Origin of the sequence: Kitasatospora sp. NPDC088264 (assembly GCF_040685715.1) — a bacterium.
GTDB lineage: Bacteria > Actinomycetota > Actinomycetes > Streptomycetales > Streptomycetaceae > Kitasatospora.
In genome coordinates this window covers 70241-91592 of record NZ_JBFBIR010000012.1, presented here as the reverse complement: position 1 = coordinate 91592, position 21352 = coordinate 70241, and the positions used below count along the sequence as shown (strand labels likewise).

General features: G+C 72.7%; 18 protein-coding genes. 13 read left to right on the top strand and 5 right to left on the bottom strand.

Going from position 1 to position 21352, the window contains the following annotated elements; translation table 11 throughout:
• The first annotated feature begins 15 nt into the window (after positions 1 to 15).
• The 6 genes from ftsZ to AB0O82_RS12630 all read left to right on the top strand — a co-directional run bounded on the left by ftsZ (position 16) and on the right by AB0O82_RS12630 (position 5448).
• Positions 16 to 1230 carry a cell division protein FtsZ gene (gene ftsZ / locus AB0O82_RS12655; protein ID WP_363582920.1) on the top strand — a complete coding sequence of 405 codons (1215 nt, stop codon included), beginning with the start codon at positions 16 to 18 and terminating at the stop codon, positions 1228 to 1230.
• A complete protein-coding gene (gene pgeF / locus AB0O82_RS12650) occupies positions 1227 to 1958 on the top strand; it encodes a peptidoglycan editing factor PgeF (protein ID WP_363582918.1) in 732 nt (243 codons plus the stop codon). Before ftsZ ends, pgeF begins: the two co-directional genes overlap by 4 nt.
• A gap of 71 nt (positions 1959 to 2029) precedes the next feature.
• Complete coding sequence (locus AB0O82_RS12645; protein ID WP_063351048.1) at positions 2030 to 2764, top strand: YggS family pyridoxal phosphate-dependent enzyme; 735 nt, start codon at positions 2030 to 2032, stop codon at positions 2762 to 2764.
• Between the two features lie 303 nt (positions 2765 to 3067).
• Positions 3068 to 3670 (top strand): cell division protein SepF, encoded by a 603-nt coding sequence (gene sepF / locus AB0O82_RS12640; protein WP_031071810.1) that lies wholly within the window; start codon positions 3068 to 3070, stop codon positions 3668 to 3670.
• Between the two features lie 99 nt (positions 3671 to 3769).
• Complete coding sequence (locus tag AB0O82_RS12635; protein ID WP_063347232.1) at positions 3770 to 4051, top strand: YggT family protein; 282 nt, start codon at positions 3770 to 3772, stop codon at positions 4049 to 4051.
• 59 nt (positions 4052 to 4110) lie between these two features.
• Complete coding sequence (locus AB0O82_RS12630) at positions 4111 to 5448, top strand: DivIVA domain-containing protein (protein WP_363582916.1); 1338 nt, start codon at positions 4111 to 4113, stop codon at positions 5446 to 5448.
• Between the two features lie 185 nt (positions 5449 to 5633).
• Here the strand turns inward: AB0O82_RS12630 and ileS are convergent, their stop codons facing one another.
• The gene (gene ileS, locus AB0O82_RS12625) at positions 5634 to 8762 is read right to left on the bottom strand and encodes an isoleucine--tRNA ligase (protein WP_363582914.1); all 3129 of its coding nucleotides are present in this window, start codon (positions 8760 to 8762) and stop codon (positions 5634 to 5636) included.
• A gap of 641 nt (positions 8763 to 9403) precedes the next feature.
• Between ileS and AB0O82_RS12620 the strand changes: the two genes are divergently transcribed.
• The 6 genes from AB0O82_RS12620 to AB0O82_RS12595 all read left to right on the top strand — a co-directional run bounded on the left by AB0O82_RS12620 (position 9404) and on the right by AB0O82_RS12595 (position 16065).
• Complete coding sequence (locus tag AB0O82_RS12620; RefSeq protein WP_244293330.1) at positions 9404 to 9871, top strand: TraR/DksA family transcriptional regulator; 468 nt, start codon at positions 9404 to 9406, stop codon at positions 9869 to 9871.
• Positions 9872 to 10112: 241 nt separating this feature from the next.
• A complete protein-coding gene (gene lspA / locus AB0O82_RS12615; RefSeq protein ID WP_363582912.1) occupies positions 10113 to 10691 on the top strand; it encodes a signal peptidase II in 579 nt (192 codons plus the stop codon).
• Positions 10692 to 10752: 61 nt separating this feature from the next.
• Complete coding sequence (locus AB0O82_RS12610; protein ID WP_363582910.1) at positions 10753 to 11691, top strand: RluA family pseudouridine synthase; 939 nt, start codon at positions 10753 to 10755, stop codon at positions 11689 to 11691.
• A gap of 1 nt (position 11692) precedes the next feature.
• Positions 11693 to 12154 (top strand): GNAT family N-acetyltransferase, encoded by a 462-nt coding sequence (locus AB0O82_RS12605; protein WP_363582908.1) that lies wholly within the window; start codon positions 11693 to 11695, stop codon positions 12152 to 12154.
• Between the two features lie 156 nt (positions 12155 to 12310).
• Positions 12311 to 15115 (top strand): alpha/beta fold hydrolase, encoded by a 2805-nt coding sequence (locus AB0O82_RS12600; RefSeq protein ID WP_363582906.1) that lies wholly within the window; start codon positions 12311 to 12313, stop codon positions 15113 to 15115.
• A gap of 68 nt (positions 15116 to 15183) precedes the next feature.
• On the top strand, positions 15184 to 16065 hold the full coding sequence (locus AB0O82_RS12595) for an ABC transporter permease subunit (protein ID WP_363582904.1): 882 nt from the start codon (positions 15184 to 15186) through the stop codon (positions 16063 to 16065).
• Positions 16066 to 16149: 84 nt separating this feature from the next.
• Here AB0O82_RS12595 and AB0O82_RS12590 read toward each other — a convergent pair whose 3' ends face one another.
• Entirely contained in the window at positions 16150 to 17853 is a 1704-nt protein-coding gene (locus tag AB0O82_RS12590; RefSeq protein ID WP_363583024.1) for an alkaline phosphatase D family protein, read from the bottom strand.
• 163 nt (positions 17854 to 18016) lie between these two features.
• Between AB0O82_RS12590 and AB0O82_RS12585 the strand changes: the two genes are divergently transcribed.
• Entirely contained in the window at positions 18017 to 18646 is a 630-nt protein-coding gene (locus AB0O82_RS12585) for a dienelactone hydrolase family protein (RefSeq protein WP_363582902.1), read from the top strand.
• A 32-nt stretch (positions 18647 to 18678) separates the two neighbouring features.
• On the opposite strand, the gene AB0O82_RS12580 is transcribed toward AB0O82_RS12585, so the two are convergent.
• The 3 genes from AB0O82_RS12580 to AB0O82_RS12570 all read right to left on the bottom strand — a co-directional run bounded on the left by AB0O82_RS12580 (position 18679) and on the right by AB0O82_RS12570 (position 21246).
• The gene (locus tag AB0O82_RS12580) at positions 18679 to 19371 is read right to left on the bottom strand and encodes a response regulator transcription factor (RefSeq protein WP_363582900.1); all 693 of its coding nucleotides are present in this window, start codon (positions 19369 to 19371) and stop codon (positions 18679 to 18681) included.
• Positions 19368 to 20603 (bottom strand): histidine kinase, encoded by a 1236-nt coding sequence (locus AB0O82_RS12575; protein WP_363582898.1) that lies wholly within the window; start codon positions 20601 to 20603, stop codon positions 19368 to 19370. Before AB0O82_RS12575 ends, AB0O82_RS12580 begins: the two co-directional genes overlap by 4 nt.
• A 115-nt stretch (positions 20604 to 20718) precedes the next feature.
• A complete protein-coding gene (locus AB0O82_RS12570; protein ID WP_363582896.1) occupies positions 20719 to 21246 on the bottom strand; it encodes a GNAT family N-acetyltransferase in 528 nt (175 codons plus the stop codon).
• Between the last annotated feature and the right edge of the window lie 106 nt (positions 21247 to 21352).

Here is a 21352-nt window from a genome sequence, read left to right as displayed (position 1 = left end):
CGAGAGGCCTTCGACGTGGCAGCACCGCAGAACTACCTCGCAGTCATCAAGGTCGTCGGAATCGGCGGCGGTGGTGTCAACGCCATCAACCGGATGATCGAGGTCGGTCTCAAGGGCGTCGAGTTCATCGCGATCAACACCGATGCGCAGGCCCTCCTGATGAGCGACGCCGACGTCAAGCTCGATGTGGGCCGTGAACTCACCCGGGGCCTCGGCGCCGGCGCCAACCCCGAGGTCGGCCGCAAGGCCGCCGAGGACCACCGCGAGGAGATCGAGGAGGTCCTCAAGGGGGCCGACATGGTCTTCGTCACCGCGGGTGAGGGTGGTGGCACGGGCACGGGCGGCGCGCCCGTGGTCGCCAACATCGCCCGTTCGCTCGGCGCCCTGACCATCGGCGTGGTCACCCGCCCCTTCACCTTCGAGGGCCGCCGCCGCGCCAACCAGGCCGAGGACGGCATCGCGAGCCTGCGCGAAGAGGTCGACACCCTCATCGTGATCCCCAACGACCGGCTGCTGTCCATCTCGGACCGCCAGGTCAGCGTGCTCGACGCGTTCCGCTCGGCCGACCAGGTCCTGCTCTCCGGTGTCCAGGGCATCACCGACCTGATCACCACCCCCGGCCTGATCAACCTCGACTTCGCCGACGTCAAGTCCGTCATGTCGGAGGCCGGTTCGGCGCTCATGGGCATCGGTTCGGCCCGCGGCGAGGACCGTGCCAAGGCGGCCGCCGTGATGGCGATCTCCTCGCCGCTGCTGGAGGCCTCGATCGACGGCGCCCGCGGCGTGCTGCTCTCCATCTCGGGCGGCTCCGACCTCGGCCTGTTCGAGATCAACGAGTCGGCCCAGCTGGTCAGCGAGGCCGCGCACCCCGAGGCCAACATCATCTTCGGCGCGGTCATCGACGACGCGCTCGGCGACGAGGTCCGGGTCACCGTCATCGCGGCCGGCTTCGACGGCGGGCAGCCGCCGGCGATCGTCCGCGACCCGGTGGTCAAGGCCACCCCCGCCGCGTCGGCCACGCCGCCGGCCGCCCCGGAGCGCCCGGCCACCCGGCCGTCCTACGGGAGCATCGGCTCGGTGACGTCGCGTTCGGAGGGAGAGACCCACGCCGCGCCGCGCGCCACCGAGACCGTGACCACCGCCCCGGTGCCGCCGCAGGTGCAGCCGGTCCGGCAGCCGTTCGTCGAGAGCCCGGCGGAGGAGCTCGACGTCCCGGATTTCCTTAAGTGATCGATCACGCCGTACGCGCGGGTGCTCACTTCGCCTTCACCGACAGGTGGGGCGGGGTGAGCACTTCGCCGTACGGGGAGCTCAACCTCGGCGGGGCGGTGGGGGACGACCCGGAGACCGTCCGGGAGAACCGGGCGATCGCCGCCGGGGAGCTCGGGCTCGACCCGGCCGACGTGGTCTGGATGAACCAGGTGCACGGCGCGCGGGTCGCCGTGGTGACGCAGCGCCAGTCGCCGGGGGACGTCCCCACGGTGGACGCGGTGGTCACCGACCGGCCGCTCGCGCTCGCCGTCCTGACCGCCGACTGCACTCCGGTGCTGCTGGCCGACCCGGTGGCGGGTGTGGTGGGCGCGGCCCACGCGGGCCGGCCCGGGCTGGCGGCCGGGGTGGTGCCCGCGGTCCTGCGGGCGATGGTCGAACTGGGGGCCGAACCCGGCCGGATCGCCGCGGCCACCGGCCCGTCGGTCTGCGGCCGGTGCTACGAGGTGCCGGCCGACCTGCGGGCGGAGGTCGCCGCGGTGGTGCCCGCCGCGTTCGCCGAGACCTCCTGGGGAACACCGGCGCTGGACGTGGCCGAGGGGGTCGCGGCCCAGCTGGCCGCCGCCGGGGTCACCGGGTTGGTGCGGTCACCGGTCTGCACCCTCGAATCCGCGGATCACTACTCCTATCGCCGCGAGCAGCGCACCGGCCGGCTCGCGAGCTACGTCTGGTTGGGCTCTGATCATTGATGACGAACGACATCTACGGACCGTTCCCGGGGAGTCGCGGCGGCCTTCCCGACCAGAGCTGGCTGGAGACCCTGACGGAGGGGCAGCGGGCCCGGTACGAGGAGCTGGGGACCAACCTCGACGTGGTCGAGCGGAGGATCGCCGACGCCTGTGCGGCTGCCGGACGGCCGCGCGACGAGGTCACCCTGGTCGTCGTCACCAAGACCTACCCCGCCGAGGACACCGCGCTGTTGGCCGGACTGGGTGTGACGGATGTCGCGGAGAACCGCGACCAGGACGCCGCACCCAAGGCAGAGCAGTGCAGAAACCTTCCTCTTGACTGGCACTTCGTCGGACAGCTGCAGACCAACAAGGTCCGCTCGGTCGTCCGGTACGCGAACCACGTGCACTCGGTGGACCGGCTGCGGCTGGTCGGGTCGCTCTCCGCGGCGGTGCTCAAGTCCGAGCGCCCGGAGCTGGGTTGCCTGGTGCAGGTGGCCCTGGACAAGGAGCACGGCGAGGGGGCCCACCGGGCCGGAGTCGCCCCGGAGGACGTCGCGGAACTCACGGACGCGATCGCCGACACGCCCGGACTGCGGCTGGACGGTGTGATGACCGTCGCTCCGTTGGCCGGTCCGCTCGCCGGAGACCCGCTCCGTGCCTTCGAGCGGCTGACGGAAATCGCAACCGCAGTACGCACGACCCATCCTGCTGCCACCATGGTCTCCGCGGGAATGAGCGGTGACCTTGAGCAGGCGATTGCCGCCGGGGCGACACATGTGCGCGTCGGAACGGCGGTACTCGGAGTGAGGTCACCCCTCAGGTAACGTCACCGGGTAGTAGATCAGACTGCAGGACAAAATAGGACAGAATCTAGCAGCTCCTCGGAGCGCTAGCGAACCGTGGATCGCAGCTCCGCGGCCCCCACCCCACGAACTCTGACCGGCCGTCGGCCTGACGGGCCGTCGTGGGTGGACCGCGGAATCCGCAGGCAGGGCCGCACGGCCTGGCCGCCGGGACGGAGTCGGTCCGCACGGAGCGAGCAGAGCGAGCGACCATCGGAAGGTGCGCGTTTCGCGAAGCCGCCACCGAGCGCCAGCGAGGTGGCTATGAGCGGAGGAGACAGGAGCATGGCCGGCGCAATGCGCAAGATGGCGGTCTACCTCGGCCTCGTGGAGGACGAGACGTACGACGGTCAGGGGTACGACCCTGACGACGACTACGACGCGGACCCCGAGCCGATTCGAACGGGACAGCGGACCGAGGACATCCCCCGGCCGGCCGCCGCGCCCGCCCCGGTCTCCTCGATCACTCCGCAGCCGGTCCCGGCCGCGGTGCCGATCCGGCAGGAGACCCCGAGGATGGCCCCAGTGTCGTCCATCACACCCGAACGCCGCCACAACCTGGAGAAGAGCGCCCCGGTGATCATGCCCAAGGTAGTGAACGAACGAGAGCCCTACCGCATCACCACGCTGCACCCGCGGACCTACAACGAGGCCCGTACCATCGGGGAACAGTTCCGTGGCGGGACCCCCGTGATCATGAATCTGACCGAGATGGACGACACCGACGCGAAGCGACTCGTAGACTTCGCCGCTGGACTCGTCTTCGGTCTGCACGGCAGTATCGAGCGCGTGACACAGAAGGTGTTCCTGCTGTCGCCTGCTAACGTCGATGTCACGGCGGAGGACAAGGCTCGGATCGCCGAGGGTGGGTTCTTCAACCAGAGCTGACCCGGCCACGACTTTACGTGTGGATCTGATCAACAGTGGATTAGCGACAGGTGACGAGCGGCAGGCCCAAGGGCCCGGAACCGGGGAGAGGGAAACGCGATGGACATCGTGTGGGCGGTGCTCTACTACGCCCTGACCGTCTTCCTGGTGTTCCTGCTCGTGCGACTGGTCATGGACTGGGTCTTCCAGTTCGCGCGTTCGTGGCGGCCCGGCAAGGCCATGGTCCTGGTCCTGGAGGCCACGTACACTGTCACGGATCCGCCGCTCAAGCTTCTTCGGCGGTTCATTCCGCCGTTGCGTTTCGGGGGCGTGGCGCTCGACCTGTCCTTCTTCGTACTGATGATCATTGTGTATGTCCTGATCTCGCTTGTGCGGCCCTAGTCGTAGGTGAGCGATGCGACAGGATGCCGGTGTGCCGACGATCACGTTGAGGTGAAGAGATGCCATTGACCCCCGAGGACGTTCGGAACAAGCAGTTCACGACCGTCCGCCTGCGCGAAGGCTATGACGAGGACGAGGTCGATGCCTTCCTCGACGAGGTCGAAGGAGAGCTGACCCGCCTGCTTCGCGAGAACGAGGACCTGCGCGCCAAGCTGGCCGCCGCGACTCGCGCCGCCGCGCAGAACCAGGCGAACATGCGGAAGGAGCCGCCGCAGGACGCCCGTTCGGGCGCCCCCGTTCCGGCCGCCATATCCGGCCCGCCGGTTCCCGGCCAGCAGGGCCCCGGCCCGCAGCAGCAGCAGATGGGCCCCGGTGGTCCGCAGCAGCAGCAGATGGGCGGCCCGCAGCAGCAGATGGGCAACCAGCCGCTCGGCCTGCCCTCCGGCGCCCCGCAGCTCCCCGCCGGCCCCCAGCAGATGGGCGGCCCGCAGCAGCAGCAGATGAACCAGACCATGGGCGGCCAGCAGCAGCTGGTCCAGCCGATGGGCGGTCAGATGCTCCAGCCCATGGGCGGCCCTGGTGGCCCGCAGCAGATGGGCAACCCGATGGGCCAGGGCATGGGCCAGCAGCAGCAGATGCAGCCGATGGGCGGCCCCATGGGCGGCCCGCAGCAGCAGCAGATGGGCGGCCCCATGGGCGCCCCCATGCAGCAGCAGGGCCCCGGTGGCGACAGTGCCGCCCGCGTCCTGGCGCTCGCTCAGCAGACCGCCGACCAGGCGATCTCGGAGGCCCGTTCCGAGGCCAACAAGATCGTCGGCGAGGCCCGCAGCCGCGCCGAGGGCCTGGAGCGCGACGCCCGTGCCAAGGCCGACGCCCTGGAGCGGGACGCGCAGGAGAAGCACCGCGTCGCGATGGGCTCGCTGGAGTCCGCGCGCGCCACGCTGGAGCGCAAGGTCGAGGACCTGCGGGCGTTCGAGCGCGAGTACCGGACGCGCCTCAAGTCGTACCTGGAGACCCAGCTGCGCCAGCTGGAGTCGCAGGCCGACGACTCGCTCGCCCCGCCGCGGATCCCCGCCACCGCGTCGCTGCCGCCGGCGGCCTCGTCGATGGCTCCGGCCGGTGCCGGTGCGATGAGCGGTGCCCCGGCCTTCGGTGGCAACCAGCCGGCCTTCGGCGGCAACGCGCCGTCGTTCGGCGGGCAGAGCTCCTTCGGCGGCAACCCGCCGGCGCCGAGCTTCGGCGGTCAGGCGTCCGGTGGCAACACCGGCGCGCCGCAGATGCAGCCGGCCGGGATGACGCAGCCGATGGCGGCCGTCCGCCCGCAGCCTCCGCAGCCGATGCAGCAGGCTCCGGCGCCGATGCGGGGCTTCCTGATCGACGAGGACGGCGACAACTGAGGTTGTAGCGAGGCCTTTTGAGAGCGCCCCCTGTTCGACCCGCGGGTCGAACAGGGGGCGCTCTGCTGTGGTGCGGACGAGGGTGGGGGACGGGCGCGCGCGGGGTGGTGACGTCGCTTCGGGGGCGCGCGGGTACGGCGAAGCCGCCGTCGCCCCGGGCGGGGTGACGGCGGCTTCGGAGTCGGTCAGGCCTTGCGGAGCTGGAAGGCGAGGCCGAGGGCTTCGTCGGCGAAGGTCTCGGAGTCCCAGTCGGCCGTGCCGGCGGCGAAGTCGGTGGCCAGGACCTCCTCGGCGACGAGGGGGCCGTGCTCGGCGATGGCCTCGGCGGTCTCCTCGGTGGTGGCCCGCCAGCGCAGGACGATCCGGTCGGCGACGTCGAGACCGGAGTTCTTGCGGGCCTCCTGGATCTGGCGGATGGCGTCGCGGGCGACGCCGAGCCGCTTGAGCTCCGGGGTGATGGCCAGGTCGAGGGCGACGGTGGCGCCGGACTCATTGGCGACGGCCCAGCCCTCGCGCGGGGTCTCGGTGATGATCACCTCGTCCGGGGAGAGGGCGACCGGCTCGCCGTTCAGTTCGACCGAGGTCTCGCCGTCGGCGCGCAGTTCGGCGGCCAGGCGGGCGGCGTCGGTGGCGGCGACCGCCTTGGCGACGTCCTGCACGCCCTTGCCGAACCGCTTGCCCAGGGCGCGGAAGTTGGCCTTGGCGCTGGTGTCGACGAGCGAGCCGCCGACCTCGGCGAGCGACTCCAGGGTGGAGACGTTGAGCTCCTCGGCGATCTGCGCGCGCAGGTCGGCGGGCAGCTCGTCCCAGCCCTGGGCGGCGATCAGCGCGCGGGACAGCGGCTGACGGGTCTTCACGCCGGACTCGGCGCGGGTGGCCCGGCCGAGCTCCACCAGGCGGCGGACCAGCGCCATGTGCCGGGAGAGGTCGGTGTCGATCAGCGACTCGTCCGCCTGCGGCCAGGTGGCCAGGTGGACCGAGGCCGGGGCGTCCGCGGCGACCGGGACGACCAGGTCCTGCCAGACCTGCTCGGTGATGAACGGGGTCATCGGGGCCATCAGGCGGGTGACCGTCTCCAGCGCCTCGTGCAGGGTGGCGAGCGCGGCCGCGTCGCCCTGCCAGAAGCGGCGGCGGCCGCGGCGGACGTACCAGTTGGACAGGTCGTCGACGAAGCCGGACAGCAGCTTGCCGGCGCGCTGGGTGTCGTACGCCTCGAAGGCGGCGTCGACCTCGCGGACCAGGGTGTTCAGCTCGGAGAGCACCCAGCGGTCCAGCTGCGGGCGGTCGGCCGGGGCCGGATCGGCCGCCGAGGGGGACCAGCCGGCGGTGCGGGCGTACAGGGCCTGGAAGGCGACGGTGTTCCAGTAGGTGAGGAGGGTCTTGCGGACCACCTCCTGGATGGTGCCGTGGCCGACCCGGCGGGCCGACCAGGGCGAACCGCCGGCGGCCATGAACCAGCGGACGGCGTCGGCGCCGTGCTGGTCCATCAGCGGGATCGGCTGCAGGATGTTGCCCAGGTGCTTGGACATCTTGCGGCCGTCCTCGGCCAGGATGTGGCCCAGGCAGACGACGTTCTCGTAGCTGTTCTTGTCGAACACCAGGGTGCCGACCGCCATCAGCGTGTAGAACCAGCCACGGGTCTGGTCGATCGCCTCGGAGATGAACTGCGCCGGGTAGCGCTTCTCGAACAGCTCCTTGTTCTGGTACGGGTAGCCGTACTGGGCGAAGGGCATCGAGCCCGAGTCGTACCAGGCGTCGATGACCTCGGGGACCCGGGTCGAGGCGCCGCCGCACTCGCGGCAGGCGAAGGTCACGTCGTCGATGTACGGGCGGTGCGGGTCGAGCTCGCTCTGGTCGGTGCCGGTGAGCTCGGAGAGCTCGGCCAGCGAGCCGACGCAGGTGAGGTGGCCCTCCTCGCAGCGCCAGATCGGCAGCGGGGTGCCCCAGTAGCGGTTACGGCTGAGCGCCCAGTCGATGTTGTTGTTCAGCCAGTCGCCGAAGCGGCCGTGCTTCACGTTCTCCGGGTACCAGTTGGTGGCCTCGTTCTCCCGGATCAGGGCGTCCTTGACCGCGGTGGTGCGGATGTACCAGGACGGCTGCGCGTAGTAGAGCAGCGCGGTGTGGCAGCGCCAGCAGTGCGGGTAGCTGTGCTCGTACGGGAGGTGGCGGAAGAGCAGGCCGCGCTCCTTGAGGTCCGCGACTAGGGCCTCGTCGGCCTTCTTGAAGAACTGGCCGCCGACCAGCGGGACCTCGGGGGCGAAGGTGCCGTCGGCGAGCACCGGGTTGACCACCGGCAGGCCGTACCTGCGGCAGGTCGCGAGGTCGTCCGCGCCGAAGGCGGGCGACTGGTGGACGATGCCGGTGCCGTCCTCGGTGGTGACGTAGTCGGCGTTGAGGACGTAGTGCGCGTTCTCGATCTCGACCAGGTCGAACGGGCGGCGGTAGGCCCAGCGCTCCATCTCGGCGCCGGTGAAGGACTCGCCGGTGGCCTCCCAGCCCTCGCCGAGGGCCTTGGCGAGCAGCGGCTCGGCGACGACCAGCTTCTCCTCGCCGTCGGTGGCCACCACGTAGGTGACCTCCGGGTGGACGGCGGCGGCGGTGTTGGAGACCAGGGTCCACGGGGTGGTGGTCCAGACCAGCAGCGCGGCCCGGCCGGCCAGCGGGCCGCTGGTCAGCGGGAAGCGGACGAAGACCGAGGGGTCGACGACGGTCTCGTAGCCCTGGGCCAGCTCGTGGTCGGACAGGCCGGTGCCGCAGCGCGGGCACCAGGGGGCGACCCGGTGGTCCTGGACCAGCAGGCCCTTGTCGAAGATCTGCTTGAGCGACCACCAGACGGACTGGACGTACGACGGGTCCATCGTCCGGTAGGCCTCGTCGAGGTCGACCCAGTACCCCATGCGGGTGGTCAGCTCGGTGAAGGCGTCGGTGTGGCGGGTCACCGACTCGCGGCACTTGGCGTTGAACTCGGCGATGCCGTACGCCTCGATGTCCTGCTTGCCGGAGAAGCCCAGCTCCTTCTCGACGGCGAGCTCGACCGGGAGGCCGTGGCAGTCCCAGCCGGCCTTGCGGGCGACGTGGTAGCCCTTCATCGTCCGGAAGCGGGGGAAGACGTCCTTGAAGACGCGGGCCTCGATGTGGTGGGCGCCGGGCATGCCGTTGGCGGTCGGCGGGCCCTCGTAGAAGACCCACTCGGGGCGGCCCTCGGACTGCTCCAGGCTGCGCTGGAAGATCTTGTTGTCCTGCCAGAACGACAGGATCTGGTGTTCGAGGGCGGGCAGGTCCACCTGTGCGGGGACGGAGTTGTAGGTGCTCATCGCGGGCGTCATACCTCCGGCGGATGTGAACGGGATCCGACGGAGGGACGAGACGGCGAGCCGCCCCGCGGTACCACCCTCCTTGGCCGCGGTGCTGCTGCGGCCCTCTTGTTTGGGCTTGCTGCCGGGTCTAGTGGGCCGGCCCGCGCGGTGGCGGGCGGCCGTTCTTCCGGCGGCTCCGGGGTGATCTTCCCGCCGTGCACACCCCCGGGCTCGCACCGTCCCCGGGTCGCTGGTGGCTGCGTACGTCGGTACTCGTCCCATCTGCGCCTTGCAGGGCCAGTGTATCGGCCGGGCGAGTCGGTTTGTCCAAATCGTTTTTCCCCGCGGTGGACGGCCGGGGCGCTCCGGGGCCGGCGGCGGTGGTGGTTAGGCGGGGGTGATCTGGGCACAAGTCTGGTCAGCGCGCGGGGCGTGGCGGCTGGGGCGGCTGCCTGGGTGGGGTCATCATGGGGCGTCGGAATGTCATGTTGTGACCGGTTTTGATCGGGATTATCGTTCCGGCACTGGAGGCCGCCGGGAACCGGCGGCTCGATTCGTTCGTAGATGGGGTCGAAGCCATGGCTGAGAAGGCAACCGGCGCGGGTACCGCCACCAAGCGGGCACGCAAGGCCGTGGCGGCCGATCCAGGGGAGGGGACCGTGACCACTACCGCACGGCAGAAGAGCAGCACCGACACCGTCACCGTGCCGCGCGGCGCCGAGTCGGTGGACCCGGCCACGCTGCCGGTCCGGCCCGGCGAGGACCCGTGGACCACCGACGAGGTCCACGAGCTGCACACCGAGCTCATCAGCGAGCTGGAGCGGCTGCAGAACGAGATCGACGCCGCGGAGGCGGCCATCTCCGGCCTGATGCGTGACTCCAACGACGGAGCCGGTGACGACCAGGTGGACGCCGGTACGAAGAACATCTCGCGGGAGAGCGAGCTCGCGCTCGCCAACAACGCCCGGGACAGCCTCGCCCAGACCGAGCGGGCCCTGACCAGACTGGAGGGCGTCGGCTTCGGCACCTGCGAGTCCTGCGGGCAGGCCATCGGGAAGGCCCGGATGCAGGCCTTCCCCCGGGCCACGCTCTGCGTGCAGTGCAAGGCCAAGCAGGAACGCCGCTGACGCGGCCGACCGGGGCGGCGCAGGGGGTCGGGCTTGCCGTACGCTCGACCCCGTAACGTCGCCTGAATCCTCGGGACACGTCCGGTTCGGAGGTGTCCGGTACGGCGACCAATGGGCCCACCCTCCCCCACCTCCAACCGGGGGAGCTCCACCGGCAGCGGAGCGGATCATCAGTACGCAAGGTTCCCCCCAGACGCGGGACGACGCCGTCCCGACCCCCGCCGAAGCCGTGGAGGTGGCCGTGGCCGAGTCCACCGAGCCCGCCGAGCCTGCTGGGCCCACCGAGGCGAGCGCCCCGGCCACGGCGGAGGCGCCGAAGGGCCGTCGGCGGGTCGGCGTGCTGATGGTCGTCGCGCTGCTCGCCTTCCTGATCGACCTCGGCAGCAAGCTGCTGGTCGTGGCCCGGCTGGAGAACCACGCGGCGATCAAGGTGATCGGGGACGTCGTCACCTTCCAGGTCATCCGCAACTCAGGCGCCGCCTTCGGCATGGGGCAGGCGCTGACCGTCGTCTTCACGATGATCGCCTCGGCCGTCATCGTGGTGATCTGGCGGATCGCCCGCCGGCTGTACAGCCTGCCCTGGGCGATCGCGCTCGGGCTGCTGCTCGGCGGGGCCCTGGGCAACCTCACCGACCGGCTGTTCCGCTCGCCGGGCGTCTTCCGCGGGCACGTCGTCGACTTCATCTCCGTCCAGCACTTCGCGGTCTTCAACCTCGCCGACTCGGCGATCGTCTGCGGCGGAATCCTCGTCGTGCTGCTCTCCTTCCGGGGCAGCAACCCGGACGGCACCGTCCACCAGCAGGGCGGCAAGACCGAGTAGCAGGGGCCCCCGGGCGGTCGGGCGGGCGGCGGAGGGCCGCGGTTCCGGCATACTCGTACGGGTGAGTACCGCAGCGCAGATCCGCAGCCTCCCCGTACCCGACGGCCTGGAGGGCGAGCGCCTCGACGCCGCCCTCGCCCGGATGTTCGGCTTCTCCCGGACGAAGGCCGCCGAGTTGGCCGCCGACGGCAAGGTGACGCTCGACGGCGCCGTGGCCGGAAAGTCGGACCGGGTGACCGCCGGCTCCTGGCTGGAGGTCGAGATCCCGGCCCCCGCCGCCCCCGTGCGGATCATCGCCGAGCCGGTCGAGGGCATGCGGATCATCCACGACGACGAGGACATCGTGCTCGTCGACAAGCCGGTCGGCGTCGCCGCCCACCCCAGCCCCGGCTGGACCGGCACCACCGTCATCGGCGGGCTCGCCGCGGCCGGCTACCGGATCTCCACCTCCGGCGCCGCCGAGCGCCAGGGCGTCGTGCACCGGCTGGACGTCGGCACCTCCGGGCTGATGGTCGTCGCCAAGTCCGAGCGCGCGTACACCGACCTCAAGCGGCAGTTCCACGACCGGATCACCGAGAAGCGCTACCACGCCCTCGTGCAGGGGCACCCGGACCCGCTGAGCGGCACCGTGGACGCGCCGATCGGGCGGCACCCCAGCTCGGACTGGAAGTGGGCCGTGACCAAGGACGGCAAGCCGTCCGTCACCCACTACGACCTGATCGAGGCCTACCGCTCGGCCTCGCTGCTCGACATCAAGCTGGAGACCGGGCGCACCCACCAGATCCGGGTCCACATGTCCGCGCTGCGCCACCCCTGCGTGGGCGACCTGACCTACGGCGCCGACCCGACGCTGGCCAAGCGGCTCGGGCTGACCCGGCAGTGGCTGCACGCCGTGTCGCTCGGCTTCGAGCACCCGGCGGACGGGCAGTGGGTCGAGTTCTCCAGCGAGTACTCGCCCGACCTGCGCAAGGCGCTCGACATCATCTCGTCGGAGAGCTGAGATGACGGCGGCCATCCGGACCGCGGCGGGCGCCGCGGACCTGGCGCTGGTGCGGGACGTGCGGCGCGAGGTGTTCATCGTCGAGCAGAACGTGCCGGAGGAGCTGGAGTACGACGAGTACGACGCGACCTCGGTGCACCTGCTGGCCGTGGCGGCGGACGGGACCGCGCTCGGGACCGGACGGCTGATCTTCGGGGAGCAGGCGCTGAAGCTCACCGGGGGTGTCGAGGGCAGGGTGCTGCTCGGACGCCTCGCGGTGGTGTCGGCGGCCCGGAGGACCGGGCTCGGGGCCCAGCTGGTGCGGGCGATCGAGGCGGCCGGGCTCGACCGCGGGGCCGTCGAGGTGGAACTGCACGCGCAGGTGCGGGCGCTGGGGTTCTACGAGCGGCTGGGGTACGCGGCCGAGGGCCCGGTGTACGAGGACGCGGGGATACCGCATCGGACGATGACGCGGGTGCTGTAGGGCGCGCCCTGTGGATCCCCGTACCCCTGGTGGGGTGCGGGGATCTCCGTCGTCCCGTGCCGTACCAGGGCGCAACGGGGTGAACGGGGCGGAAGCGGCGGCTTCGGCGGTGGCCTTATCGGACGCCTACCCGGGGGGCGGATACGATCAGCCCCCATGGAGTTCGGTGGGGCGTGGCGCCGGTGGCGCAGCCGGGGTACGACGGTGCGGCGCAGGGTGGTGGCCGGTGCGGTGGCCCTGGTGGTGGTGGCCGGGGTCGGTACGGCGACGGTGGCGTCCGGCGGTGAGCCGGCGGTCCATCAGGAGGACCGTTTCCTCGCCATGCCGGAGACCCCCGGCAGTGACCAGCAGGTCCAGGTGGACACCTCCTTCTTCACCACCGGCAGCACCCCGCGCCCGGCGGTCCTGCTCGCGCACGGCTTCGGCGGTTCCAAGGACGGCGAGCGCGAACGCGCCCAACAGCTGGCCCGGCAGGGCTACGCGGTGCTGACCTGGTCGGCGCGCGGCTTCGGGCACTCGGGCGGGAAGATCGGCCTCAACGCGCCCGACCGCGAGGTCGAGGACGTCAAGCACCTGGTGGACTGGCTGGCCCAGCGGCCCGAGGTGCAGCTCGACGGGCCCGGCGACCCCCGGGTCGGCATCACCGGTGCCTCGTACGGCGGCGCCGTCTCGCTGCTGGCCTCCGCGTACGACCACCGGATCGACGCGGTGGCCACCCAGATCACCTGGTGGAACCTCGCCGACGCGCTGTTCCCGCAGGGCGTGCAGGGCTCGGGCGCCGTCGACGGTGTGTTCAAGAAGCTCTGGGCCGGGATCTTCTTCACCACCGGCGCGGCCGGCGACCTCGGGCCCTCCGGCGGCGCGCCGCGCGGCGGCGGGGCCGGGCAGGGCGGGCCGGGGCAGGGCGGCGACGCCGCGGGCGGGCCGGTCGGCTGCGGGCGGTTCCTGGAGTCGCTCTGCCAGATGTACGACCGGGTCGCCACCGCCGGGCACGCCGACCCGGAGGCCGTCGCGCTGCTGGACCGCTCCAGCCCGTCCTCGGTGGCCGCGCAGCTCAAGGCGCCCACCCTGGTCGTGCAGGGCCAGCAGGACTCGCTGTTCCCGCTCGACCAGGGCGACCGGATCGCCCGGGCCGTCGCGGCCAACGGGGCGCCGGTCTCGGTGGACTGGTTCGCCGGCGGGCACGACGGCGGCACCGACACCAGCGCCCGGGTCGACGACCGGGTGACCGCCTGGTTCGACCACTACCTGAAGGGGCAGGGCGACGACACCGGCCCCGCGTTCCGGGTCACCCGCACCGGGGGCGTCGACTCCACCGGCTTCCAGGCCGTGCTGCGCGGCGCCTCCGCCGACCGCTACCCGGGCCTGGGCGGAACCGGCTCCCATGGTGTCGAACTGGCCGGTGGTGAGCAGACCATCGCCAACCCGCCCGGCGGGGCCCCGCCGGGGATCTCGACGCTGCCCGGGATCGGCGCGCTCAGCCAGGCCGCATCGCTGGGCGCCGGGCTGTCGCTCGACTTCCCCGGCCAGCACGCCGCCTTCGACTCCGCGCCGCTGGACCAGCCGCTGCACCTGACCGGGCAGCCCACCGTGCCCGTCCAGGTGCGCGCCGACCGGCCGGACGCGGTGCTCTTCGCCAAGCTGTACGACGTGGGCCCGGACGGCAAGGCCGTGCTCCCGCAGCAGCTCGCCGCCCCGCTGCGGGTCACCGGCGCCGACGCGGGCCGCACCGTCACGGTCGCGCTGCCCGCCGTCGACCACACCTTCGCCGCCGGGCACCGGCTGCGGCTCGTCCTGGCCGCCACCGACCTCGCGTACGCCTCGCCCGTCGAGCCCGCCACCTACCGGGTCGCGCCAGCCGGGGCGCTCACCGTGCCGACCGACGACGAACTCGTCACCGAGGCCACGCCGCTGCCCGCGCGCACCTGGCTGCTGCCGCTGGCGGCCGTCGTGGTGGCGCTCGGCCTGGTGCTGTCGCCCCGGCTGCTGCGCCGCCGTCGGCGGGGGGCGGGCGACGGGCCGGCGTACGATCCGGCGCTGGCCGGGGTGCCGTTGCAGATCACCGGCCTGAGCAAGCGCTACAAGGGCGCTCAGGACCGTTACGCCGTGCGGGAGTTGGGCTTCCGGGTGGAGCAGGGGCAGGTGCTCGGCCTGCTCGGGCCCAACGGCGCCGGCAAGACCACCACGCTGCGGATGCTGATGGGCCTGATCCGGCCCGACGCGGGCGAGATCCGGATCTTCGGCCACCTGGTGCGCCCCGGCGCACCGGTGCTCTCCCGGGTCGGCGCCTTCGTCGAGGGCGCGGGCTTCCTGCCGCACCTCACCGGCCGGGCCAACCTGCGGCTGTACTGGCAGGCCACCGGCCGGCCGGAGGAGGACGCCCGCTTCGACGAGGCGCTGGCCATCGCCGGTCTCGGCGAGGCGCTCGACCGCGCGGTGCGGACCTACTCGCAGGGCATGCGGCAGCGGCTCGCCATCGCCCAGGCCATGCTCGGGATGCCGGACCTGCTGATCCTCGACGAGCCGACCAACGGGCTCGACCCGCCGCAGATCCGCGAGATGCGCGAGGTGATGATCCGGTACGCCGCCGCCGGCCGTACCGTCATCGTCTCCAGCCACCTGCTCGCCGAGGTCGAGCAGAGCTGCACGGACCTGGTGGTGATGGACCGCGGGCGGCTGATCACCACCGGAGCCGTCGGCGAGATCGTCGGTGCGGGCGAGCTGCTGTTCCTCGGCGTGCCCGCCGGGTACGAGCCCGGGTCGGTCGTCGAGAAGGTGGGCGCGCTGGCCGGGGTCGGTTCGGCGGAGGCTGTCGAGGGCGGGCTGCTGGTGCGCCTGGACGGGCTGGCGGCGCACGAACTGCTGGCCGAACTGGTGCGCCTCGGCGTGCCGGTGGAGAGCGCCGGGCCGCAGCGGCGGCTGGAGGACGCGTTCCTGTCGTTGATCGGAGGTGCGGCGTGAGCAGTGGCGTGAGTGGTGGGGCGAGCGGTGACGTGAGCAGTGGCGTGAGTGGTGGGGCGAGCGGTGACGTGAGCAGCGATGTGAGCAGTGGCGCGAGCGGCGTCGTGTCGGCGGACCACGCCGAGGGGTACCGGGCGGGCCGGACGCTGCCGCTGCGGGTGGAGGCGATGCGCCAACTGCGCCGCCGCCGCACCCTGGTGATCGGCGCGGTGCTGGCCGCCCTGCCGTTCGTGATGCTGGCCGCGTTCCAGATCGGCGGCACCCCGAGCCGCCCCGACCGGACCACCTTCATCGACCTGGCCACCGCGTCCGGGCCCAACTTCGCCGCCACCATGCTGTTCGTGGGCACCGGCTTCCTGCTGGTCATCCCGGTGGCGCTGTTCTGCGGCGACACGGTCGCTTCCGAGGCGAGCTGGTCCTCGCTGCGCTACCTGCTGGCCGCGCCGGTGCCCCGGGCCCGGCTGCTGGCCCGCAAGTTCGCGGTCGGGCTGGCGTTCTCGGCGGTGGCGGTGGTGATGCTGCCGCTGATCGGGTTGGTCGTCGGCACCGCCGCGTACGGCTGGGGGGACCTCAAGCTGCCCACCGGGGCCAGCCTTTCGGCCGGGGAGGCGCTGCCCCGGCTGGCCGTCGCGGCGGCCTACGTGTTCCTCGCCGAGATCGTGATCGCCGCGCTGGCGTTCTGGCTCTCCACGGCGACGGACGCGCCGCTGGGCGCCGTCGGCGGGGCGGTGTTCGCGTCGATCATCACCGGGGTGCTGGACGCCGTCACGGCGCTGGGGGGCCTGCGGGAGTGGCTGCCCGCGCACTGGCAGTACGCCTGGGCGGACGCCCTGCAGCCGCAGTTGGAGTGGGGCGGCATGGTGCAGGGCGTCTCGCTGTCGCTGTCGTACGCGGCGGTGCTGCTCGCGCTGGCGTTCCGGGGGTTCGCGCGCAAGGACGTGGTGTCGTAGGGCCGTCGTGCTGCGGGCCCGCCGCGTGGGTGCGGCGGGCCCGGGTGACAGACGTGGGGCCCGGCGTGGGGGCCCGGGGTGGGGTCAGGCGATCGGGGCGTTCGCGCGCTCGATCCGCTGGGTGCCGGTGCGGGTGCGGTAGGAGCGGGTCCAACTGCTGGTCGCGTTCTTGCGGGTGCGGTCGGAGAGGACGTAGTAGTCCATCTGGGTCTGCTCGGGCGTGATGTCCAGGACTCCGTAGCCGTGCGAGTCCAGGTCGACCCACTTGACGTGCGGGTTGGCCGTCCTGATCGCGGTGCCGGCCGCCAGTGAGACGGTCTGCGGGGCGACCTTCAGGAGGTCGTCGACGTTGTCGGAGGTCACCGAGGTGACCACGAACTCGGTGGCGACACTGCCGGACAGCGGGTAGGTGGCGGCCTCGTTCGGGACGTCGGCGGCCCATGCGGAGTGGATGTCGCCGGTCAGGAAGACGGTGTTGGTGATGCCGTTCGCCTTGAGGTGGCCGAGCAGCTCGCGGCGGTCGTGGGTGTAGCCGTCCCACTGGTCGGGGTTGACCGCCACGCCCTCGCCTGGCAGGCCGAGCAGCTTGGCCAGCGGGCGCAGCAGGTAGTCGGGCAGCGAGAGGAAGGCGACCGGGGAGATCATCACCTCGTTGCCGATCAGCCGCCAGGTGGTGTCGGAGGCGGACAACCCGGCCTTGAGCCAGTCCAGTTGGGCGCGGCCGGTGAGGGTGCGGTCGGCCGAGTCGACGGCACCGCTGCCCGTCTTCGCCTGCTGGGAGCGGAACGAGCGCTGGTCCATCAGGTGCAGGTCGGCGAGCTTGCCGTAGCGCAGGCGGCGGTAGGTGGTGCCGGCGATCGAGGGCCGGACCGGCATCCACTCGAAGTAGGCCTGCTTGGCGGCGGCCATCCGGTCGGCCCAGGCGCCCTCGGTGCCCGGGGTGTGGTTCTCGGCGCCGCCGGACCAGGCGTCGTTGGCGAACTCGTGGTCGTCCCAGATCGCGATGGTCGGGAGCTTGGCGTGCAGGGCCTGGAGGTCGTCGTCGGTCTTGTACTGGCCGTGCCTGGTGCGGTAGTCGGCGAGGGTGAGGATCTCGTGGGTGGGGGCGTGCGGGCGCACGACCGTGCCGCGGGCGCAGAACTCGCCGGTCTTGTACTCGTAGATGTAGTCGCCGAGGAAGAGGAAGGCGTCCAGGTCGCCGCGGGCGGCGAGGTGGCGGTAGGCGGAGAAGTAGCCGCCCTCCCAGTTGGCGCAGGAGGCGACGCCGAACCGCAGCCGGGAGAGGGCGGCGTCGGTGGCGGGGGTGGTGCGGGTGCGGCCGGTGGGGGAGGCGGCGGTGCCGGTACCGGCGGTGGCGGTGGCGGTGAAGCGGTACCAGTAGGGGGTGTCCGGGGTCAGGCCGCGGACGTCGGCCTTGACGGTGTGGTCGGCGACGGCGGTGGCGGTCACCGTGCCGCTCGCGACGACGCGGGTGAAGGCCTGGTCGGCGGCCAGCTCCCAGCGGACCTCGGTGTCGGGGCCGAGGCCCGAGCCGGGGACGGCCTCGGGGCGGGGCGTCACCCTGGTCCAGAGCAGGACGCCGTCGGGGAGGGGGTCGCCGGAGGCTATGCCGTGCAGGAAGCGGGGGGCGGCTTCGGGGGTTCCGGGGGCCTGGGCGGCTCCGGCGGCCTGGGCCGGCTCGGCGGCTTCGGCGGGGGTGGGGAGGGCGATCGGGAGGGCGGCGGTCGCGCCGGCGGCCAGCGCGCCGGCCTTCAGGACCTGGCGGCGGCGCGGGTGGGCGGGGGTCATGTCATGGACAAGATCGTTCACGTCCGGAAGGTTACCCGCTAGTAAAGCGTAGGTAAATCAGGTGACCTGACGACCCGTCGTGGAGGGGAAAGGGGCTGCGGTTCGGCGCGGGCGGGCCGGGGAAGTCGGGGCGGGCCGGCCGGGGAAGTCGGGTCGCCGGATCATGCGGGATCATGGGGGAGTACCCGCCCTCAGCTGCCGAAGGACCCCGACCGTGGCCCAGATCGTCCTCTTCCACTCCGCCCTCGGGCTGCGCCCCGCCGTCCACGCCGCCGCCGACCGGCTGCGCGCCGCCGGGCACACCGTGCACACCCCGGACCTGTACGACGGGCGGACCTTCGACGACATCGAGGCCGGACTGGCGTACCAGGAGGAGGTCGGCGGCAGCGAGGAACTGCTGCGCCGGGCCGTCACCGCCGCCGCTCCGCTGTCGGACGGCGGCCTGGTCTACGCGGGCTTCTCGCTCGGCGGCTCGCTCGCGCAGAACCTCGCCCTCGCCGACGACAAGGCCCGCGGCCTGCTGCTCCTGCACGGCACCTCCGACCTGCGCGAGGACGCGGCCACCGAGATCCCGGTGCAACTGCACGTCGCCGAGCCGGACCCGTTCGAGACCGAGGACTGGCTGAACGCCTGGTACCTGGGGATGCGGCGGGCCGGGGCCGACGTCGAGGTTCACCGCTACCGGGGCGCCGGGCACCTGTTCACCGACACCGAGCTGGCCGACTGCGACGCCGAGGCGGCGGAGCGGGCCTGGGCCATCGCGCTGGACTTCCTCGGCGAGCTGGATTCCTGACCGGGAGGTGAGGGGGTCGTCGGGGCGGCCGGTCAGCCGGCGAGCCCCGGCACCACCAGGCCGGACTCGTACGCGATCACCACGGCGTGGGTCCGGTTCTGCGCGCCGAGCTTGGTCAGCACGTTCCCGACGTGCGTCTTCACCGTCTCCAGGCTCACCCTGAGCGACTCCGCGATCTCCGGGTTGGACTGGCCCGTGGCCATCGACCGCAGCACCTCCTCCTCCCGCACCGTCAACGCCGCCCGGGGCAGCGCCTCGGCGGAGTCCAGCGGGCGGGCGGAGACCATCCGGCGCAGCGCCGCCGGGAAGAGGATCGCCTCCCCGGCCGCCGCCACCCGCACCGCCTCCGCGATCTGCCGTACCGGAAGCCGCTTCAGCACGAACCCGCTCGCCCCCGCGCTGAGCGCGGCGGTGACGTAGCCGTCGTTCTCGAAGGTGGTGATCACCACGACCTTCGGCGGCGCGGCCGACTCGGCCAGCAGCTGCCGGGTGGCCTCGATCCCGTTGCGGCGCGGCATCCGTACGTCCATCAGGACCACGTCCGGCCGCAGCCGCTGCGCCTGGTCGACCGCGTCGACGCCGTCGGACGCCTCCCCGACCACCGTGATCCCCGGCTGCACCGCGAGCAGGGTGCGCAGGCCGCTGCGGGTCACCTCGTCGTCGTCCGCGATCAGGAGGGTGACGGGGGCGTTGCCCGGGGCGTCGGTGGGGTCCGGGCCGGTCATGCCGACAACCGCACGGGCAACTGCACGGCCAGCCGCCAGGCCTGGGGCCCGTCCGGCCCGGCCTCGATCTCGCCGTGCAGCAGCCGGACCCGCTCGGCCAGGCCCGGCAGGCCGTGGCCGGACGTCGGGAAGGCGCCCTGGCGCGGACCCGTCCCGGTCCGGTTGACCACGCTGAGCTCCAGGGTGTCCGGCCCGGCCGCCACCCGGACCTCGATCGGGCCGCCGGCTCCGTGCCGCAGCGCGTTCGTCAGCCCCTCCTGGAGGATCCGGTACGCCGCTCGGGAGAGCGTCCCCTGCACCTGCGCCAGCTCGCCGGACAGCTCCGGCTCCACCACCGCGCCGGCGTGCCGCAACCGGTCCAGCAGCTCGGGCAGGTCGGCCAAGGTCCGGGCCGGGGCCGCCCCCGATTCCTCCTCGCGCAGCGCACCCAGCACGTAGTCCAGGTCCTCCAGGGCGGCCCGGGTCGACTCCTCGATGCTGCGCATGGCGGCCCGCGCCGCCACCGGGTCGGCGGAGAGCACCTCGCCCGCCACCGCCGCCTGGATCGTGGCCGCCGTCAGGGTGTGCCCGATCGAGTCGTGCAACTCGTGCGCCAGCCGGTTGCGTTCGGCCAGCCGGCGCTCCCGCTCCGCCGCCATCGCCAGCCGCTCGGCCGCCGACGGCCCCAGCAGCTTCGGGGCCAGACCGCGCAGGGCGCTCGCCACCGCCGCGCACACCACCGGCGCCAGCAGCAGGCAGGCCGCCGCCACCACCCAGCTCCAGACGCCCGTCACCTGCACCGACCGGTCGGGCCAGCTCAGCCGGGCATCACCGGAGACCCAGCCGCCCGGCAGGGCCACGGCCGCGCCGAGCAGGACGAGGCTCACCAGGCCCCCCACCCAGCCCAGCGCCACGTGCAGCAGCAGCCACAGCGGGGTGCGCCAGCGGTCGGTGCCGGGGGTGTCCGCCGCCCGGGTGTCGGACACCGGATCCGGCAGCGGCACCCGCAGCAGCCGGCGGGCGCCGCCGATCAGCACCCGCCGGGTGGTGCGGGCCAGCCCGACCACGGCGAGCAGCGCCGCCCAGGCCAGCAGGGTGAGCACCGCCCGTGCGAGGTAGGGGCCGGACGGCCAGGCCATCATCGGCAGCATCGCGAACGGCAGCAGCGGCAGGCTCGCCAGCGCGCCGAGGAAGGCGAACAGCACACCCGAGTACGTGGAGCCGCGCAGCAGCGGCCGGATTCCCCTGATCATGATCACCAGTATTGCGGCGCAGCTCGTGGGGGTCCTCCCCCGATCGGGGGAGCGTTCGTTCCGGCCTTCCGGCCTCGGTCCTTCCGGCCTCGGCGTTTCTGCTCCGGCGGGAAAGCTACGGCGAGGCGGCCCCGGAGGCATCGGCGCGGCCCCGGGTGAGCAGGCGGGTCGTGCTGCCGTCGTCCTCCGTGATGTCGCGGACGTGCCGGAAGCCGATCCTGCCCAGCAACGCCAGCGAAGCGAGGTTGGCGTCGGCGACCGTCGCGTGCACCTCGGCCAGCCCCAGGGCGGTGAAGCCGTAGTCGACGATCGCGGCCGCCAGTTCGGTGCCCAGGCCGCGGCCCCACGCCTCCGGGGCCAGCGCGTAGACGATCTCGAAGCCCTCGACCACGGTGGTGGGCTTGATCTCGGCGTGCCCGACGAGGCGGCCGTCGTGCCGCACGGCCCAGACGTCGAACCGGTTCGAGGCGTAGACCTGGGTGAAGACGCGGCCGAACAGGGCCCGGTCCTCGGCCTCGGACTGCGGGCCGTCGCCCATCCACCGGGACACCTGCCGGTTCTGGAACAGCGCCACGAAGTCCTCTTCGTCCGCGAGGACGTAGGGGTCGAGCAGCAGGCGCTCGGTACGCAGGGTCGGGGTCATGTCGGGCGACGGTACGGGGGCCGTCGCCCGCCCGGCAAGCGGCTTTCGGGAGGTTGGAGCACCGGTGGCGATCGCGGTCGAACGGGTGTCGGGGGCGGCGTCGTGG

Coding starts and splice junctions, on each gene's coding strand:
- sepF (WP_031071810.1), top strand. CDS start 3,068: ATGGCCGGCGCAATGCGCAAGATGGCGGTCTACCTCGGCCTCGTGGAG.
- AB0O82_RS12635 (WP_063347232.1), top strand. CDS start 3,770: ATGGACATCGTGTGGGCGGTGCTCTACTACGCCCTGACCGTCTTCCTG.
- AB0O82_RS12630 (WP_363582916.1), top strand. CDS start 4,111: ATGCCATTGACCCCCGAGGACGTTCGGAACAAGCAGTTCACGACCGTC.
- ileS (WP_363582914.1), bottom strand. CDS start 8,762: ATGAGCACCTACAACTCCGTCCCCGCACAGGTGGACCTGCCCGCCCTC.
- AB0O82_RS12605 (WP_363582908.1), top strand. CDS start 11,693: ATGACGGCGGCCATCCGGACCGCGGCGGGCGCCGCGGACCTGGCGCTG.
- AB0O82_RS12600 (WP_363582906.1), top strand. CDS start 12,311: ATGGAGTTCGGTGGGGCGTGGCGCCGGTGGCGCAGCCGGGGTACGACG.
- AB0O82_RS12590 (WP_363583024.1), bottom strand. CDS start 17,853: ATGACCCCCGCCCACCCGCGCCGCCGCCAGGTCCTGAAGGCCGGCGCG.
- AB0O82_RS12585 (WP_363582902.1), top strand. CDS start 18,017: ATGCGGGATCATGGGGGAGTACCCGCCCTCAGCTGCCGAAGGACCCCG.
- AB0O82_RS12580 (WP_363582900.1), bottom strand. CDS start 19,371: ATGACCGGCCCGGACCCCACCGACGCCCCGGGCAACGCCCCCGTCACC.
- AB0O82_RS12575 (WP_363582898.1), bottom strand. CDS start 20,603: ATGATCAGGGGAATCCGGCCGCTGCTGCGCGGCTCCACGTACTCGGGT.
- AB0O82_RS12570 (WP_363582896.1), bottom strand. CDS start 21,246: ATGACCCCGACCCTGCGTACCGAGCGCCTGCTGCTCGACCCCTACGTC.